This window comes from Methylobacterium sp. 001424705, assembly GCF_059816145.1.
The window spans coordinates 32,746-50,407 of sequence record NZ_JCBANU010000009.1 but is presented as its reverse complement, the minus strand read 5'-3'; the positions used below and the strand labels follow the sequence as shown (position 1 = coordinate 50,407).

General features: G+C 68.8%; 15 protein-coding genes. 14 read left to right on the top strand and 1 reads right to left on the bottom strand.

Annotated features, from left to right (window positions below; translation table 11 throughout):
* Positions 1 to 123 precede the first annotated feature (123 nt).
* From urtA to AC6EUL_RS09065, 13 genes are all read left to right on the top strand, one after another.
* Positions 124 to 1,383 carry an urea ABC transporter substrate-binding protein gene (urtA, locus tag AC6EUL_RS09125; protein WP_056221501.1) on the top strand — a complete coding sequence of 420 codons (1,260 nt, stop codon included), beginning with the start codon at positions 124 to 126 and terminating at the stop codon, positions 1,381 to 1,383.
* A gap of 197 nt (positions 1,384 to 1,580) precedes the next feature.
* Entirely contained in the window at positions 1,581 to 2,507 is a 927-nt protein-coding gene (gene urtB, locus AC6EUL_RS09120) for an urea ABC transporter permease subunit UrtB (RefSeq protein WP_056221498.1), read from the top strand.
* A 14-nt stretch (positions 2,508 to 2,521) separates the two neighbouring features.
* A complete protein-coding gene (urtC, locus tag AC6EUL_RS09115; protein ID WP_056221495.1) occupies positions 2,522 to 3,670 on the top strand; it encodes an urea ABC transporter permease subunit UrtC in 1,149 nt (382 codons plus the stop codon).
* A gap of 8 nt (positions 3,671 to 3,678) precedes the next feature.
* Positions 3,679 to 4,464, top strand: coding sequence for an urea ABC transporter ATP-binding protein UrtD (urtD, locus tag AC6EUL_RS09110; protein ID WP_499869891.1), 786 nt, complete (start codon positions 3,679 to 3,681; stop codon positions 4,462 to 4,464).
* Positions 4,465 to 4,539: 75 nt separating this feature from the next.
* Positions 4,540 to 5,229, top strand: a complete 690-nt coding sequence (gene urtE / locus AC6EUL_RS09105) for an urea ABC transporter ATP-binding subunit UrtE (protein WP_056221777.1) — start codon at positions 4,540 to 4,542, stop codon at positions 5,227 to 5,229.
* An 11-nt stretch (positions 5,230 to 5,240) separates the two neighbouring features.
* Positions 5,241 to 6,257 carry an alpha/beta fold hydrolase gene (locus AC6EUL_RS09100; RefSeq protein WP_499869890.1) on the top strand — a complete coding sequence of 339 codons (1,017 nt, stop codon included), beginning with the start codon at positions 5,241 to 5,243 and terminating at the stop codon, positions 6,255 to 6,257.
* 122 nt (positions 6,258 to 6,379) lie between these two features.
* The gene (gene fmdA / locus AC6EUL_RS09095; protein ID WP_056221485.1) at positions 6,380 to 7,609 is read left to right on the top strand and encodes a formamidase; all 1,230 of its coding nucleotides are present in this window, start codon (positions 6,380 to 6,382) and stop codon (positions 7,607 to 7,609) included.
* Between the two features lie 303 nt (positions 7,610 to 7,912).
* Positions 7,913 to 8,236, top strand: coding sequence for an FmdB family zinc ribbon protein (locus tag AC6EUL_RS09090; protein ID WP_056221483.1), 324 nt, complete (start codon positions 7,913 to 7,915; stop codon positions 8,234 to 8,236).
* Positions 8,237 to 8,420: 184 nt separating this feature from the next.
* Positions 8,421 to 9,857 carry a carbohydrate porin gene (locus tag AC6EUL_RS09085; RefSeq protein ID WP_499869934.1) on the top strand — a complete coding sequence of 479 codons (1,437 nt, stop codon included), beginning with the start codon at positions 8,421 to 8,423 and terminating at the stop codon, positions 9,855 to 9,857.
* Positions 9,858 to 9,939: 82 nt separating this feature from the next.
* Complete coding sequence (locus AC6EUL_RS09080) at positions 9,940 to 10,992, top strand: aliphatic amidase (protein WP_056350156.1); 1,053 nt, start codon at positions 9,940 to 9,942, stop codon at positions 10,990 to 10,992.
* Positions 10,993 to 11,119: 127 nt separating this feature from the next.
* Positions 11,120 to 11,566 (top strand): Rrf2 family transcriptional regulator, encoded by a 447-nt coding sequence (locus AC6EUL_RS09075; protein WP_056274360.1) that lies wholly within the window; start codon positions 11,120 to 11,122, stop codon positions 11,564 to 11,566.
* A 156-nt stretch (positions 11,567 to 11,722) separates the two neighbouring features.
* Complete coding sequence (locus AC6EUL_RS09070; RefSeq protein WP_499869889.1) at positions 11,723 to 12,367, top strand: NADPH-dependent F420 reductase; 645 nt, start codon at positions 11,723 to 11,725, stop codon at positions 12,365 to 12,367.
* A 197-nt stretch (positions 12,368 to 12,564) separates the two neighbouring features.
* A complete protein-coding gene (locus tag AC6EUL_RS09065; RefSeq protein WP_499869888.1) occupies positions 12,565 to 15,531 on the top strand; it encodes a PAS domain-containing hybrid sensor histidine kinase/response regulator in 2,967 nt (988 codons plus the stop codon).
* Positions 15,532 to 15,857: 326 nt separating this feature from the next.
* On the opposite strand, the gene AC6EUL_RS09060 is transcribed toward AC6EUL_RS09065, so the two are convergent.
* A complete protein-coding gene (locus AC6EUL_RS09060; RefSeq protein ID WP_499869887.1) occupies positions 15,858 to 16,778 on the bottom strand; it encodes a DMT family transporter in 921 nt (306 codons plus the stop codon).
* A gap of 69 nt (positions 16,779 to 16,847) precedes the next feature.
* On the opposite strand from AC6EUL_RS09060, the gene AC6EUL_RS09055 reads away from it, so the two are divergent.
* Positions 16,848 to 17,465 carry a TetR/AcrR family transcriptional regulator gene (locus AC6EUL_RS09055; protein WP_056350264.1) on the top strand — a complete coding sequence of 206 codons (618 nt, stop codon included), beginning with the start codon at positions 16,848 to 16,850 and terminating at the stop codon, positions 17,463 to 17,465.
* Positions 17,466 to 17,662: the final 197 nt, after the last annotated feature.

The following is a 17,662-nucleotide window of genomic DNA, read 5'->3' as shown; positions in this document are numbered from 1 at the left end:
GCCCGGCTCCGACATACGCAAAACAGCGTATAGGCCGCACTGCACAACGCGGCCTAGCCTCCGCTCCGTCGATCCGCGGCCGTCCGATGCGCCGTGCGACGACCGACAGGGGTTTTGGGCACGATGGCAGAGGACAAGGGCAACGGCCTGCAATCGGCGCTCCGGCGCAGGCTTCTCATGGGGCTCGCCGGCGCTCCGGCGATCGCCTTGATGCCGCGCATGAGCTTCGCGGCGGCGCCGCCGACCTCGGCGGTGAACACCACCGGCCTCGCCGTGACCGACACGGAGGTCACGGTCGGCATCCTGCACTCGGCCACCGGCACGATGGCGATCTCCGAGACCGGCTCGATCCAGGCCGAGAAGCTCGCGATCTCCCAGATCAACGAGGCGGGCGGCGTGCTCGGCCGCAAGATCAAGATCATTCAGGAGGACGGCGCCTCCGACTGGCCGACCTTCGCCGAGAAGGCCAAGAAGCTCCTCGTCAACGACCACTGCGCCGCCGTGATGGGCTGCTGGACCTCGGCCTCGCGCAAGGCCGCGTTGCCGGTCTTCGAGCAGTATAACGGCCTGTTGTACTACCCGACCTTCTACGAGGGCCTGGAGCAGTCGAAGAACGTCTTTTACACCGGCCAGGAGGCCACCCAGCAGATCCTCGAATCGCTGAACTGGGTCACCAAGGAAAAGAACGCCAAGACGTTCTTCTTCATCGGTTCGGACTACATCTGGCCGCGCACCTCGAACAAGATCGCCCGCAAGCACATCGAGAACGTGCTCAAGACCAAGGTCGTCGGCGAGGAATATTTCCCGCTGGGCCACACCCAGTTCAACTCGGTGATCAACAAGCTCAAGCTAACCAAGCCGGACGTGATCTTCACGGACGTGGTCGGCGGCTCGAACGTGGCGTTCTACAAGCAGCTCAAGGCGGCCGGCATCGACCTCGCGAAGCAGACCCTGCTGACGATCTCGGTGACCGAGGACGAGGTCGACGGCATCGGCGGAGACAACATCGCCGGCGCCTATTCCTGCATGAAGTACTTCCAGTCGCTCAAGAACCCGAACAACGAGAAGTTCGTCGCCGCCTTCCACAAGATGTGGGGCGAGAAGACCGTCATCGGCGACGTGACGCAGGCCGCCTATCTCGGGCCGTTCCTGTGGAAGATGGCCTGCGAGAAGGCCGGTTCCTTCGACGTCGACAAGGTGGTCGCCGCCTCGCCGGGCCTCGAGTTCAAGGAGGCGCCGGAAGGCTACGTCAAGATCCACCCGAACCATCACCTCTGGTCGAAGACCCGGGTCGCCAGGGCCCTGCCCTCGGGCCAGTTCGAGGTGGTCTACGAGAGCCCCGACCTGATCGAGCCGAACCCCTTCCCGAAGGGCTACCAGTAGGACTCCAACGTGCCCTCCTCCCCCTTGTGGGGAGGAGTTGGAGTTGGAGGTGGGGGTGGTCGGGTGACCCTCGACCTGCGGAGGCTGGCGGCGCCACCCCCACCCCTCCCCCTCCCCACAAGGGGGAGGGGAAATCTGAGGCCTGACTCGGCCCGATGCTTGCACGACCTTCGCGGCATCCTTCGGAGAACGGACCCATGTTCGGTGACTATTCGCTCGGGGATCTCAGCTCGATCTTCGTCATGCAGGGCTTCGCCGGGCTGATCCTGTTCTCGGTCTACGTTCTGATGGCCCTGGGGCTGGCGATCATCTTCGGCCAGATGGGGGTGATCAACATGGCGCACGGGGAGTTCATGATCCTCGGCGCCTACATGACCTATCTCTGCTCGGGCTTCTTCCAGACCCAGCTGCCGGCCCTGTTCCCGGCCTACTTCTTCGTGGCGATGGCCCTGGCCTTCCTGGCCTCGGGGGCCCTCGGGATGCTGGTGGAATGGGCCCTGATCCGCCACCTCTACAAGCGCCCGCTCGACACGCTGCTGGCCACCTGGGGCCTCTCCCTGATCCTGCAGCAGGCCTACCGCACGATCTTCGGCGCCCGCGAGGTCGGCGTCGAGCTGCCGTCCTGGCTCATCGGCTCGGTGCAGGTCACCGACACCATCGAGATCCCGATCAACGGCATGTTCGTCATGGGCGTCACCACCCTGATCACCGTCGGCGTCGCCCTCCTGATGTACCGCTCGCGCTTCGGCGCCCAGGTCCGCGCCGTGGTGCAGAACCGCGCCATGGCGGGCGCCGTCGGCATCGACACCGAGCGGGTGGACCGCCTCACCTTTGGCCTCGGCTGCGGCATCGCGGGCATCGCCGGCTCGGCCTTCACCATGGTGGGCTCCACGGGGCCGACCTCGGGCCAGCTCTACATCGTCGACACCTTCCTGATCGTGGTCTTCGGCGGCGCCGCCTCGCTCCTCGGCACCATCGCGTCGGCCTTCTCGATCTCGCAGACGCAGTCGACCCTGGAGTTCTTCCTCTCGGGCTCCACCGCGAAGGTGCTCACGCTGCTGGCGGTGGTCGGCATCCTGATGCTGCGGCCCCAGGGCCTCTTCACCCTCAAGGTCCGGCGCTGAGGAGCCCGAACGTCATGACCCGCTCCAAAACCCCCGTCGTCAACGACAACCCCTTCATGAAGCCGATGGAGTGGGTGAGCCTGGCGCTCCTCGTCGGCGTCATCTTCGTCCTGCTGCCGATGCTGCTCGACGCCTTCCGGCTCAACCTCGTCGGCAAGTACCTGACCTATTCCTTCGTGGCCCTCGGCCTCGTCATCTGCTGGGGCTTCGGCGGCATCCTGTCCCTCGGCCAGGGCGTGTTCTTCGGCCTCGGCGGCTACCTGATGGCCATGTACCTCAAGCTCGAAGCCTCCAGCGTCGAGAACACGAAGATCCAGTCGACGCCGGGCATCCCCGACTTCATGGACTGGAACCAGATCACCGCCCTGCCCTGGTTCTGGAAGCCGTTCGAGAGCCTGCCCTTCACCCTCCTGGCGGTGCTGGTGGTGCCGGCCCTCTTCGCCTTCGTCATCGGCACGGCGATGTTCCGCCGCCGGGTCGGCGGCACCTACTTCGCCATCATCACCCAGGCCATCGCCGCCATCCTGACGATCCTCATCGTCGGGCAGCAGGGCTATACCGGCGGCATCAACGGCATCACGGACCTGCGCACCCTGCACGGCTGGGACATCCGCACCGACAGCGCCCACAACATCCTCTACTTCGTCAACGCCGGCCTGCTCGTCGCCTGCATCCTGTTCGCCCAGATGGTGAAGAAGTCGAAGCTCGGGCGCATCCTGCTCGCCATGCGCGACAAGGAGGACCGGGTCCGGTTCTCGGGCTACCAGGTGGCGAGCTTCAAGACCTTCGCGTTCTGCCTGGCGGCGGTGTTCGCCGCCATCGGGGGCGCGATGTTCACCCTCCAGGTCGGGTTCATGTCGCCCTCCTTCGTCGGCATCGTGCCCTCGATCGAGATGGTGATCTACGCCGCGGTCGGCGGGCGCCTGTCCCTGTTCGGCGCCGTCTGGGGCACGCTCCTCGTGAACTGGGCCAAGACCAGCTTCTCGGAGAGCTTTCCGGAGCTCTGGCTGTTCGGCCTCGGGGGGCTCTTCATCCTGGTGGTGCTGGCCTTCCCCAACGGTCTGGCGGGCATCTACCGCACCCATGTCGAGCCCCGCCTGACCCGGCGCGTGAAGGCCCTGGAGCCCGCGCCCGCCGTCGCCCTGCCCCACGCGGCCGAGTAGGACCTCCGATGAACGCAGCCCTCCTGCCCGCGCACCGCATCGGCGCCGATCCGGCCGAAAAGGACTTCCTGCTGGCGGTGGAATCCCTCACCGTCTCGTTCGACGGCTTCAAGGCGGTCAACGACGTCTCGTTCTACGTCGACCCCAACGAGATCCGGGTCATCATCGGCCCCAACGGCGCCGGCAAGACCACGGTGCTCGACCTGATCTGCGGCCGCACCAAGGCCAGCTCCGGCTCGATCAAGTACAAGGGCCAGGAGCTGACCCGGCTGTCCGAGAGTGCCATCGTGCTGGCCGGTGTCGGCCGCAAGTTCCAGACGCCGTCGATCTACGACGACCTGACGGTGTTCGAGAACCTGGAGATCTCCTTTCCGCGCGGCCGCTCGGTGTTCGGGGCGCTCACCTTCAAGCGCGACGCCCAGGTCCGCGACCGCATCGAGGAGGTCGCCAGCATGATCTTCCTCAAGGACCAGCTCCTGGAGCGGGCCGAGTTCCTCAGCCACGGCCAGAAGCAGTGGCTCGAGATCGGCATGCTCCTGATCCAGGACCCGGAGTTGTTGATGCTCGACGAGCCGGTGGCCGGCATGAGCGTCGGCGAGCGCATCAAGACCGCCGAACTCCTGAACGAGATCATCAAGGGCCGCTCGGTGCTGGTGATCGAGCACGACATGAAGTTCGTCGAGGACATCGCCCACCGGGTCACCGTGCTGCACCAGGGCAAGGTCCTGTCCGAGGGCTCGATGGAGCGGGTCAAGAACGACCCGAAGGTCATCGAAGTCTATCTCGGCCACTGACAGGGAAACGGCGCCATGCTCCAGACCACGCCTTCTCCCGCCGCCGTGGCGCCCATCCAGGCCGGGCTCCAGCCGATGCTGGCGATCGGCGACCTTCACGCGGCCTATGGCCAGAGCGAGGTGCTGCACGGCCTCGACATCGCGGTGGCGCCCGGCGAGATCGTCGCCGTGATGGGCCGCAACGGCATGGGCAAGACCACGCTGATGAAGACCCTGATGGGCATCGTGCCGGTGAAGTCCGGCACGATCCGGGTCGACGGGGCCGCGGTCGAGGGCCTCAAGAGCCACCAGCGCGTGGCCAAGGGCCTCGCCTACGTGCCCCAGGGCCGCATGATCTTCTCGGCCATGACCGTGCAGGAGAACATCGAGACGGGGCTCACCGTCACCGGCGAACGCCGGGTGCCCCAGGACCTCTACACGATGTTCCCGGTCCTCCTCGAGATGAAGGGCCGGCGCGGCGGCAACCTGTCGGGCGGCCAGCAGCAGCAGCTCGCCATCGCCCGGGCCCTGGCGAGCCGGCCCAAGGTCCTCCTCCTCGACGAGCCCACCGAGGGCATCCAGCCCTCGATCATCCGCGAGATGGGCCGGACCCTGAAGAAGATCCGCGACGAGCGCGGCCTCTCCATCGTGGTCTCCGAGCAGGTTCTGAGCTTCGCCCTCGACGTCGCCGACCGGGTGCTGGTGATCGAGAACGGCGTGATCGTGCACGAGAGTCTGCGCGCCGACATCGACGAGGCCCAGGTCGCCCGCTTCCTTTCGGTCTGATGGAGGTCAGAATGGTCGATTACGAGATCTTCGAGCTCGGCGACTTCGTCCTCCAGTGCGGCAAGACGCTGCGCAACGCCCGGCTCGCCTACAAGACCTTCGGCACGCTCAATGCCGCCCGGGACAACGCCATCGTCTACCCGACCTGGTACTCGGGCCAGCACACCGAGAACGAGTGGCTGATCGGGCCGGGCAAGGCGCTCGATCCCGACACCTACTTCATCATCGTCCCGAACCTGTTCGGCAACGGGCTGTCGTCCTCGCCGAGCAACACGCCGCCCCCCTGGAACGGGCCGCGCTTTCCCAACGTCACCGCCTACGACAACGTCACGGCGCAGCACCGCCTCGTCACCGAGCATTTCGGCATCGAGACGCTGGTGTTGGTGACCGGGTGGTCCATGGGCGCCCTGCAGACCTATCATTGGGGGGCGCTCTACCCCGACATGGTGCCCCGCATCCTGCCGTTTCAGGGCTCGGCCAAGTGCTCGCGGCACAACTTCGTCTTCCTGGAGGGCGCCAAGGCCGCGCTGCAGGCCGACGCCGCCTACGCGGAGGGCTGGTACACGAGCCCGCCGAACCGAGGCCTGCGCGCCTTCGGCCGGGTCTATGCCGGCTGGGGCCTGTCGCAGACCTTCTACCGGATCGAGGCGGACCGGACCCACATGGGCTACGCGTCCCTGGAGGACTTCCTCGTCGGGTTCTGGGAGGGGCTGTTCTACACCCGCGACGCCAACGACCTGCTGGCGATGCTGTGGACCTGGCAGAACGGCGACATCAGCGCCAACAACCGCTTCAACGGTGATCTCGACGCCGCGCTCGGAGCGATCCGCGCCGACGCGATCCTGATGCCGGCCTCCACCGACCTCTACTTCCCCCCCGAGGACAACGCCATCGAGGCGGCGGCCATGCCGAACGCGGATCTGCGCGTCCTCGACACCTGGTGGGGCCACTTTGCGGGCGGACCGGGGACGAGCCCCGACGACATCGCCACACTCGATGCGGCCCTGAAGGAGCTGCTCGCACGCTGACGGCGACCGGGCCCGGCGCGCGCCGGCCCGACGATCACCGCCACATCGCCCGCCGGCGGATCTCACCGCCGGCGCGAACGGGGACGCATGTCCCCTGTCTGGGAAGGGAGCACCGACGCAACATGCCCGAGACCCTGATCAAGGTCGATCTGACCCAATCGGCCTACGACAACGACATGGTGCACAACCGCTGGCACCCCGACATCCCCATGGTGGCGATGGTCAAGCCCGGCGACGACTTCATCGTCGAGACCTACGACTGGACCGGCGGCTTCATCAAGAACAACGATTCGGCCGACGACGTGCGCGACATCGATTTGTCGATCGTGCACTTTCTGTCCGGCCCGATCGGCGTCGAGGGTGCCGAGCCCGGCGACCTCCTCGTGGTCGACCTCCTCGACATCGGCGCCAAGCCCGAGAGCCAGTGGGGCTTCAACGGCTTCTTCTCGAAGAAGAACGGCGGCGGCTTCCTCGACGAGCATTTCCCCCAGGCCCAGAAATCGATCTGGGACTTCGAGGGCATGTTCACGAAGTCGCGCCACATTCCCGGCGTGCGCTTCCCCGGCCTGATCCATCCCGGCCTGATCGGCTGCCTGCCCGATCCGAAGATGCTGGAGACCTGGAACACCCGCGAGAAGGCGCTGTTCGACACCGACCCCAACCGGGTCCCGGCCCTGGCCACCCTGCCCTTCGCCCCCACCGCCCATATGGGCCGGCTCAAGGGCGAGGGACGCGACAAGGCGGCGGCGACGGGCGCCCGCACGGTGCCGGGCCGCGAGCACGGCGGCAATTGCGACATCAAGGACCTGTCGCGGGGCTCGAAGATCTACTTCCCCGTCTACGTCCCCGGCGCCGGCCTCTCGATGGGCGACCTGCATTTCAGCCAGGGCGACGGCGAGATCACCTTCTGCGGCGCCATCGAGATGGCGGGTTGGGTCCATCTCAAGGTCAGCCTGATCAAGGACGGCATGGCCAAGTACGGGATCAAGAACCCGATCTTCAAGCCGTCGCCGATCACGCCGAAGTTCGACGACCATCTCATCTTCGAGGGCGTCTCCGTCGACGAGTACGGCAAGCAGCACTACCTCGACGTCACGGTGGCCTACCGCCAGGCCTGCCTCAACGCGATCGAATACCTGAAGAAGTTCGGCTACTCGGGGGCCCAGGCCTACTCGATCCTCGGCACCGCGCCGGTCCAGGGTCACATCTCCGGCGTCGTCGACATCCCGAACGCCTGCGCCACCCTTTGGATTCCGACGAAGATCTTCGACTTCGACATCAATCCCGGCGCCGACGGACCGACGAAGTTCCTCGACGGCTCGATCCAGATGCCCCTGTCGCCCGATCTTTGAGGATCGGGTCGCGCCCGATCCGGCGCGCATCCCCCTCCTCCTGGCAGGGGGACCGCAGATGCCGGTTCGCGCGCCGAGACGTCTCCCGTCGCACCATGTCATCCCGGGGCCGCGCAGCGGAGCCCGGGATCCAGACGCACAGGCGGTTCGAGACTGCATGCCGTCGGCGGGTCCGGATTCCGGGCTCGCCTGCGGCGCCCCGGAATGACGCGGCGGGCCGCATGCGAACGCGCGAACGTCCAGAGTCGTGGGTCGCACTCCGCTCGCCGCGCTCCACCCAGCAGACAGCACCGAGAGGTCCCCATGCCCGTCTACGATTACGCCTGCGAGGGCTGCGGCCCGTTCACGGTGCTGCGCCCGATGGCCGAGTTCCGCGATCCCCACGACTGCCCGGATTGCGGGACCGCCTGCGGCCGCGCCTTCCTCACCGCGCCGAACCTCGCCTCCATGGATGCGGGATTGCGCAAGGCGCACGCCACCAACGAGCGCAGCCGTCATGCCCCCCGCAAGGTTTCGGGGCACGGCGCCGGCTGCGGCTGCTGCAGCGGGTCGGCGAAGACCAAAACGCAAGCAACGCCGGCCGCCAAAAGCTTTCCATCGGCGCGCCCCTGGATGATCAGCCACTGAATTAAGCACTGGCACTGCAATTGCAAAGTATTACCCGACAGCAGATCTGCACAGTGTCTGGGCCTATCGAGATATAATTCCACAGATGAAGTGGATGGGATGGGTCCGAGGCGGGATCGATGCTGGAGCGTGGGGTGGTACGATGATCCAGAGATTCGAACGGGGACCGGTGCCGAGGCGCCGGATGGGATGGGGGGCGGCCCGGGGCGCGCTCCTGTCGGCGGCGGTCGCGTCCGCCGGCGTCCTGGTGGACGGGCCGGCCCTGGCGCAGACGGCCTCGCCGGTGGGCCAGTTCAACGACCAGACGCAGCCGCGCACCGACCCGGCCATCGCCGACAAGCCGAAGGACCCGGTCCGGGTCGGCCCGCTCGCGCCCTGGGCCACCGAGATGGCGGCCCGCGGCCTGACCTTCGACGTCAACGTCTACGACTTCTACCAGGCCAACCCGACCATGGGTCTGCGGCCCGGCGAGCAGTCGAACTCGGCCTATTTCGTCCTGTCGATGACGGCCGACATGCAGAAGATCGCCGGCATCTCGGGCGGGACGATCAACTTCACCCAGACCTTCTTCGGCCTGGTGCGCAACCTCAACATGGCCGCCGACATCGGCGACACCACGGTGGGCTACCAGCCGCCGTTCAACCCCAACTTCGCCCGGCTGTCGCTGTTCACCTACCAGCAGAAGCTGCTCGACGACCGCCTCGTGGTCGAGGTCGGCCGCACCCATCCGGACCGGTACTACGGCCTTCCGCCGTGCAACTCGATCAATTCCTGCTTCCAGGACATGTTCTACTTCAACGCCGGCTTCACCTCGCCGCTCTACGGGGTCTGGGGCGCCAACGTCGCCTACAAGCTCTCGCCGACCACCTACGTCCAAGCCGGCGCCTTCAGCGTGAACCCCAACACCAACGGGCTGTCGGGCTATGATTTCGGCTACGAGCGCCTGGCCGGCGCGGTGGTGATGACCGAGATCGGCCGCAAGACCGACTTCTCCCAGGAGGCCTATCCGGGGCGCGTCTCGCTCACCGGCTTCTACAACACCGCCGACCACGAGGATAACTTCAAGACGGCGCTCGGGCGCTCCAAGGGCCTGTTCCCCGGCGATCCGGCCCTGCAGAAATCCGGCACCTCCGGCGTGGTGCTGACCGCCTCGCAGACGGTCTGGCGCGCCGACGGGGGCGCCGAGGCCGCCAACCCGCACCCGGCCTCGGTCTCGGTCTATACCGGCACCGGCTACGCCTTCGACCCGACGATCCCGATCCGGTTCAATTCCTTCGCCGGAATCCTTCTGCAGTCGCCCGACCAGTCCCGGCCCAACAACACCTACGGTCTGAAGGCCAACTGGCAGCGGATCAACGCCAACTACGCCGACTTCCTGGCGGATGCCAATTTCATCTCGGGCGGCTCGGGCGCGCCGTTCTCGCGGGACAAGTTCATCTTCGAGGCCAACGCCCACATCGACGTCGGGGCCGGCGTGATCCTCGAGCCCGTGGTCCAGTACGTCGTCAATCCGAACTCGTTCTGGAACCCCTACACCGCCCGGCGGCCGAAGGACGGCGTCTATGGCGGCTTCACCCTCGTGGTTCCCCTCGGAACCCTCCTCGGCCTCGCGCCGGGCTAGGGGCCCGGGGGACCCCGTCTCCCCCACGCGTGCCGCCAAACACCGCGGCACGCGCCACGTCTCGAAACCGGAGGATCGCGCCATGATGCACGGAGACATTTCGTCGAGCCAGGACAGCGTCGGCGTCGCCGTCGTGAACTACAAGATGCCCCGCCTGCACACGCGGGACGAGGTCCTGGAGAACGCGTCCAAGATCGCCGACATGGTGGTCGGCATGAAGTCCGGCCTGCCCGGCATGGACCTGGTGATCTTCCCCGAATACTCGACCCACGGGATCATGTACGACGCGGCCGAGATGTACGAGACCGCCACCACGGTCCCGGGGCCGGAGACCGACATCTTCGCCGCCGCCTGCCGCAAGGCGAAGGTCTGGGGCGTGTTCTCCCTCACGGGCGAGCGCCACGAGGAGCACCCGAACAAGGCGCCCTACAACACCCTCATCCTGATGAACGACCAGGGCGAGATCGTGCAGAAGTATCGCAAGATCATGCCCTGGACGCCGATCGAGGGCTGGTATCCGGGCGACCGGACCTACGTCTCCGACGGCCCCAAGGGCCTGAAGATCAGCCTCATCATCTGCGACGACGGCAACTACCCGGAGATCTGGCGCGACTGCGCCATGCGGGGCGCCGAGCTCATCGTCCGCTGCCAGGGCTACATGTATCCGGCGAAAGAGCAGCAGGTCCTGATGTCGAAGGCGATGGCGTTCGCCAACAACACCTACGTGGCGGTGGCCAATGCCGCCGGCTTCGACGGGGTCTACAGCTACTTCGGCCACTCGGCGATCATCGGCTTCGACGGGCGGACGCTGGGCGAGTGCGGCGAGGAGGAGATGGGCATCCAGTACGCCGCCCTGTCGAAGTTCCTGATCCGCGATGCCCGCGCCCACGGGCAATCGGAGAACCACCTCTTCAAGCTGCTGCATCGCGGCTACACCGGCATGATCGCCTCGAAGGAGAACCGGCACGGCCTGTCGGAATGCCCCTACGACTTCTACCGCCGCTGGATCGAGGACCCCGATGCCACCCGCGAGGCCGTGCGGGCGATCACCCGGCCGAGCGTCGGCACCCCGGAATGCCCGATCGAGGGCATCCCCTTCGTGGGCAAGGGCGAGGGCCCGCCCGACCCGGCTTGATCCGGCGCCCCTCACCCGTGTGAGGCCTCGAGAGGCCTCGGCCAGCGACGGCGCGACGATGCGCGGGAACCCGGTTGACATGCGCGAGATGTGTCGTATTGTCATCGACACACAAGCGAAATCGATCATGCCCACCACCACCCGCTTCGCCGTCGCCGTCCACATCCTCGCCGCCCTGGCGGTGAGCGGCGGCAAGCCGCTCCGGTCCGAGGATCTCGCCTATTCCGTCAACACGGGCGCGGTGGTGATCCGGGGGCTTCTGTCCCGCCTCGGCGAGGCGGGGCTGACCCGTTCGCAGATGGGGGCAGGCGGCGGCGCGCTGCTGGCCCGACCGGCCGAACGTATCCGCCTCCTCGACGTCTACGGAGCGGTGGAGGATACGGCGCTGTTCACCCTGCACCGCACCCCGCCCTGCGAGGCCTGCGCGGTCGGCGGACAGATCCAGGCCGCCCTCAGCCCGATCCTCGGGCGGGCCCGGCAGGCCCTGGAGGACGAGTTGGCGACCGTCACCATCGCCGACATCGCCGCCGAGGTGGCGCGCCTCGGCAAGTTCACGATCCCCCTCTCCTGGTGATCGTTTTTTACCCTAAAGTGTAATCGCGTCGTCGACATAGCAACATTCAAGACGGATGCGGCCGGTATTGAATGCGGATCGTTCGCCACCGGGGCGCGGACGGCTCGAAGACGCAAAGCCCCCGGCAGCAACCCCCTTCATGACAGGAGCGACACCATGAGCATCGGTATCCTTGGTTCCGGCGGCCTCGGCTCGAACTTGGCGCGGGCACTGGCTCGCAACGGCATCGCCGCCACGGTGGCGAACAGTCGGGGGCCGGCCTCGCTGGCGGCCCTCGTCGCGGAACTCGGTCCCTCGATCACGGCGGGCACCGTCGCGGAGGCGGCCAGCGCCGACATCGTCTTCGTCGCGCTGCGCTGGACCGACACCGAGACGGTGCTGAGCCGCCTGCCGGCCTGGAACAACCGCATCGTGGTCGATGGCACCAACCCGGTCGAGTTCCTCGACCCGAATTCGCCCGCCGCGAACGATCCGGCCAACCCGCTGGCCGCCTACGGCATCAAGGCCGTCGATCTCGGCGGCCGCGCGTCGAGCAGCCTGATCCGTGCCCTCGTCCCCGGCGCACGCGTGGTCAAGGCCTTCAATCACCTCGACGTCAACGCCCTGCCCCAGCCCCAACTCTCCGGCGGTCAGCGCGTGCTGTTCTATTCCGGCGACGATGCGGCCGCGAAGGCCGAGATCCGCGCGCTGATTGAGGCCATGCGGTTCTTCCCCGTCGACCTCGGCGCCCTCGACACCGGCGGCCCGCTGGCGGAACTGCCCTTCGGCCCCCTCGCGGCCATCAACTTCGTCAAGGTCTGACCGGCGGTCCCGCCTACGATTCGGGCTGGACCGCGAAGCCCGGATCGAGGGCCGGTTCCGTTGCCGCGGGGCCGGCTCTCGACGTTCTGCGCCGCGGGGCCGCGCCGCCGCCGTTTGACCCGGGCGGGCGGCGCCTCTACCGCCCTTGCCGAGACCCGTCGCCCCTGATCGACACCCCGGAAGGAGGACGTCCCGGCATGAGCCAGCCCGAGACCGACGCGCGCCTGCGCCGCGCCGCGGAGCTGGAGCGGGAGGCCGCGCGCCTGCGGGCCGAGGCCCGCCGCTCCGCCGAAGGGCCGGGCATCGGGCCGGATGAGGCCGGACCGGATGGGGCGGGGCCGGATGGGGCGGGGCCGGAGGCCGACCCGATCCCGCACCGGCAGGCGATCCTCGACAGCACGACGCGCTTCGCCATCCTGGGCACGGATCGCGACGGGGTGGTGACCGACTGGAATGCCGGCGCCGCCCGCCTCTTCGGCTGGCCAGCCGCCGCCATCCGCGGCCGCGGCATCGCCTGCCTGTTCACCCCCGAGGATCGCGCGATCGACCGGCCCGGGATCGAGATGCGCCTCGCCCTGGAGCAGGGCCGCGCCGAGGACGAGCGCTGGCACCTGCGCGCCGACGGCACGCGCTTCTGGGCCTCGGGCGAGATGATGCCCCTGCGGGACGGCGACGGCCGGCATATCGGCTACGTCAAGGTCGTGAGTGACCGCACCGCGGAGCACCGGGCCGGGGACGCCCTGCAGAACGCGGAGATGCGCCTGCGCCGTGCCCAGGAGGCCGGCGGCATCGGCGTGTTCTCGGTGGGCATCGACGACGGCATCCTGCACCCGACCCCGGAATTCTGCCGCCTCTACGGGCTGCCCGTGGCCGCGACCTATCCGGCCTCGGTCTTCGAGCGCCTGGTCATCCCGGACGACTCGCACCTCGTCTCCACGGCGGAGAGCCGCCGGCGGGGCGAGCCGCCCCGGGACGTCGAGTACCGCATTCGCCGGCCCGACACCGGCGAACGCCGCTGGATCGCCCGCCGGGGCGAGATCGAGCGCGATGCCGCGGGGCGCCCGCTGCGGTTCTCCGGCGTCGCCCGGGACGTCACCGAGGCGCGCTCCGCCCGCGACGCCCTGGCCACCAGCGAGGCGCGCTACCGCGCCCTGTTCGAGGCCGTCGACGACGGTTTCTGCATCATCGAGTTCCTCGACGGGCCGCACGGCCCCTTGAGCGACTACGTCCACGTCGAGGCCAATGCCGGCTACGAGCGCCACACCGGCATCCCGGACATCGTCGGCCGCACCCTGCGCGACCTCGCGCCGGCGGAGGCCGAGGGCTGGCTCGAGCTCTACGGCGGCGTCCTGCGCACCGGCACCGCGATCCGGTTCGAGCGCGCCTTTCCCCTGGCCGGCCGGCACATCGAGGTCTCCGCCGCCCGGATCGAACCGGCGAGCCGGCGCCAGGTCTCGGTGCTGTTCCGGGACATCTCGGCCCGCCGCCGGGCGGAGGACGCCCTGCGCGCCAGCGAGGCCCTGGCCCGGGAGAACATCGAGCGGGTGCAGCTCGCCCTGGCCGCCGGGGCGATCATCGGCACCTGGATCTGGGACCTGCCCACCGACCGCTTCAGCGTCGACGAGGCCTTCGCGCGCAGCTTCGGCCTCGACCCCGCCGCCGGGCGCGAGGGCCTGAGCCTCGCCCAGGTGGTGGAGACCGTGCATCCGGACGACCGCGCCGGCCTCGCCGAGGCCATCGAGGCCGCGATCGCCCGGGGCGGCGCCTACGCGCACCAGTACCGCACCCGGCGGGTCGACGGCCGCTACTACTGGCTCGAGGCGAACGGCCGCGTCGAGCACGGCCCGGACGGCACCCCCTTACGCTTTCCCGGCGTGCTCATCGACGTGGAGGAGCGCCGGGCCGGCGAGGCCGAGCGCGCGCGCGTCACCGAGCAGCTGCGCAGCCTCAACGAGACCCTGGAGCAGCGGGTCGCGGAACGCACGGCCGAGCTGATGCGGGCCGAGGAGGCCCTGCGCCAGTCGCAGAAGATGGAGGCGGTGGGCCAGCTCACGGGCGGCCTCGCCCACGACTTCAACAACATGTTGGCGGGCATCGTCGGCTCCCTCGAGCTGATGCAGACCCGGATGCTCCAGGGAAGGGTCGGCGACCTGGAGCGCTACATCGGCGCCGCGCAGGGGGCGGCGCGCCGGGCCGCCGCCCTGACCCACCGGCTCCTCGCCTTCTCGCGCCGCCAGACCCTGGCCCCGAAGCCCACCGACGTGAACCGCCTCGTCGAGGGCATGGCGGAGCTGGTGCGCCGCACGGTGGGGCCGGCGGTGTCGGTGGAGGTGGTGGGCGCGGCCGGCCTGTGGCCGACCCTGGTCGACCCGAGCCAGCTCGAGAACGCCCTCCTGAACCTCTGCATCAACGCCCGTGACGCCATGCCGGACGGCGGCCGCATCGTGGTCGAGACCGGCAACCGCTGGCTCGATGCCCGCGCGGCGCGGGAGCGCGACCTGGAGCCGGGCCAGTACGTCTCCCTCTGCGTCTCGGACAACGGCACCGGCATGACGCCCGACGTCGCCGCCAAGGCCTTCGATCCGTTCTTCACCACGAAGCCCCTCGGCGAGGGCACCGGCCTCGGCCTGTCGATGATCTACGGCTTCGCCAAGCAGTCGGGCGGCCAGGTGCGGATCTACTCCGAGCCCGGCGCGGGCACGATGGTGTGCATCTACCTGCCGCGCCATCTCGGCGCGGCGGAGGGGGTGGAGACGGTGCCGGACCTGTCGGAGGCGGCCCGGGCCAAGGTCGGCGAGACGGTGCTGGTGGTGGACGACGAGCCCACGGTGCGGATGCTGGTGACCGAGGTGCTGGAGGATCTCGGCTACGCCGCCATCGAGGCGGCCGACGGCGCCTCGGGCCTCAAGGTGCTGCAATCCGACGTGCGCATCGACCTCCTCGTCACCGATGTCGGCCTGCCCGGCGGCATGAACGGCCGCCAGATGGCGGAGGCGGCCCTGGTGTCCCGGCCCGGCCTGAAGGTGCTGTTCATCACCGGCTACGCCGAGAACGCCGCCCTCAACCACGGCCACCTCGCCCCCGGCATGCAGGTGCTGGTCAAGCCCTTCGCCCTGGAGGCCCTCGCCACCCGCATCCGTGGCCTGATCGAGGGCACCGCGTGATGACCCTCGCCGGTTGATTCCTCGGGCGCTTCTCGCGCGCGGGTCCCCTCCGGGAGGGAGAGGGACAGGGTGAAGTGCGGGACCGCGTCGGATGGGCCACGCCCCTCACCCCGACCCCTTCCCACACCGGAGAGCGACGGCCCGCCGAGATCGCTGCCGCGGGCCCCGTCCGGGTGCAACGCCTGTTCGGCCGTCTCCCGAACTCGCGGCGCGTCGCAACCGGCTGTAACTGCCCGGACGGCAACGATCCGGCCGCCGTCGCCCGCGTTGCCGGTGTCATCGCAGGCGGCTGAGTGAGTCCCCCCACCAAAACGGGAATCGCCGGTTCATCCCCGTCCTTTCGCACCGAGCGCGATTCCGACCAGGATGGTGAGCGCCGCGACGACGAGCCGCGGATCCAGCCCTTCGGCCAGGATGACAGCCGACAGACCGATCTCCACGACAGGCGTCGCAAGAACACCGAGAGATGCGGTGGTCGCCGGCACGCGCCGGTTCACGACCGTCATGGCCCAGAACCCGAGCGCTGTTCCGATGACGCCGTTGTAGGTGAGCGCCAGCAGCGCGGGCGTCCCGATCCGCGTCGGCGGTGCACCCTCGACCGTGAGCGCCAGGATCACAAGGACGATGGTCGCGAGCAGGCATTGCCAGGGCATGAGCTGGAGCGGCGTCGCCTCCCAGCGATGGGCCCGGGTGTAGACGATGCTGACCGACCAGCAGAGCGCGGCCACGATCACCAAGCCGTTCCCGAAAAGGACCGCCGCGTCCCCCCACGCGAAGCTGCCCGGCTCGAAGAGCACCAGCAGGCCGGCGATGCCGACCGCGATGCCGGCGACTTGCCGCGCGGACACGCGCTCGCCGAGGAAGAAGAAGGCGGCGGGCGCGACCCAGAGCGGGGTGGTGTAGCCCAGCACGATGGCGCGGCTCGCCGGAACGAAGACGAGCCCCGCCGTCATGAGGCTCGCGAAGGCGACCATGTGAAAGAGCGCGATCACGAGGATGACCGGCAGGTCGGCCCGGGACGGCAAGACAAGCTGTCGGGCCGCAAACAGGGATGGGAACAGGACGAGAGCGGCCAGCCCGGTGCGGATGGCGACTGCCCAGAGCGGCGTGACCTCCCGTACCGCCAGCTTCATGACGACCCAGTTGAGGCTCCAGGCCAGGACCACGAAGGCGAAGAGGCCGATGGTGGAGAGGGCAGAGGCCGAGTCCCGCTTTTGGGCGGGGAGAGCGGCAGTGGGTGCGGGCATCGCGGCGGCCTCATGTAGACAGGTCTGTCTACACTGTCTCACATGGGACGGCCTGTCTACATGGTCGGGATGACATCAGACCCAGGCACCGCGGCATCCGCTCCCATCCCGGCCCGGGATCGCATCCTGCGGACGGCACAGGATCTGTTCTACAGACAAGGCATCCGCGCCACCGGCATCGACCGGATCATCGCGGAGGCGGGGGTGACGAAGGTGACCTTCTATCGGCACTTCCCCTCCAAGGACGTCTTGATCCGGGCTTATCTGGAGCGGCGGCACGTGGCCTGGATGGCTTGGTTCCGCGCGGCGCTGTCGTCCGCCCGCGCCGCCCAGCCGGAGGCAGAGCGCAGGGAGGCACCGCTGGTGCCCGTGCTCGACGCCGCGCGAGCGTGGTTCGGCCTCGCCGACTTCCGGGGGTGCGCCTTCGCCAACACGGTCGCGGAGGCGGGGGAGGCCGCCTTGCCACTCGCCGGCATCGCGGCGCAGCACAAGCACGAGGTGCGGGATGCGATTGCGGCGCTGTTGCCCCCGACCGCGAGGGGTCGCGCCGAGATCGCCTGGGCCGCCACTCTGGCCCTGGACGGAGCGGCTGTGAACGCGCAGTTCGGCGAAGCTTCCGCGGCTGCGGCACTGGATGGCCTCCGCAGCCTTCTCGATGCCCTCGGCTCGCGCCCGTCCCTTCCATGAGGGTCCGCTTTCCGCCCCGCGCCGGACTTGGCCGAAAGCCCATGAACGACCGCGTCCGGGAAGCGCCGGCGGCTGTCTCTGCGGCTTCCGCGGGTCGCAACCTGCCCCCGATGGTCCAGCGGAGGCGGGCGCTCCCGGAATCCGCCGACCCTTCGCCGACCTTCCGCTGCGCCGCGCGCTTCAGGCAAATCCCGTCA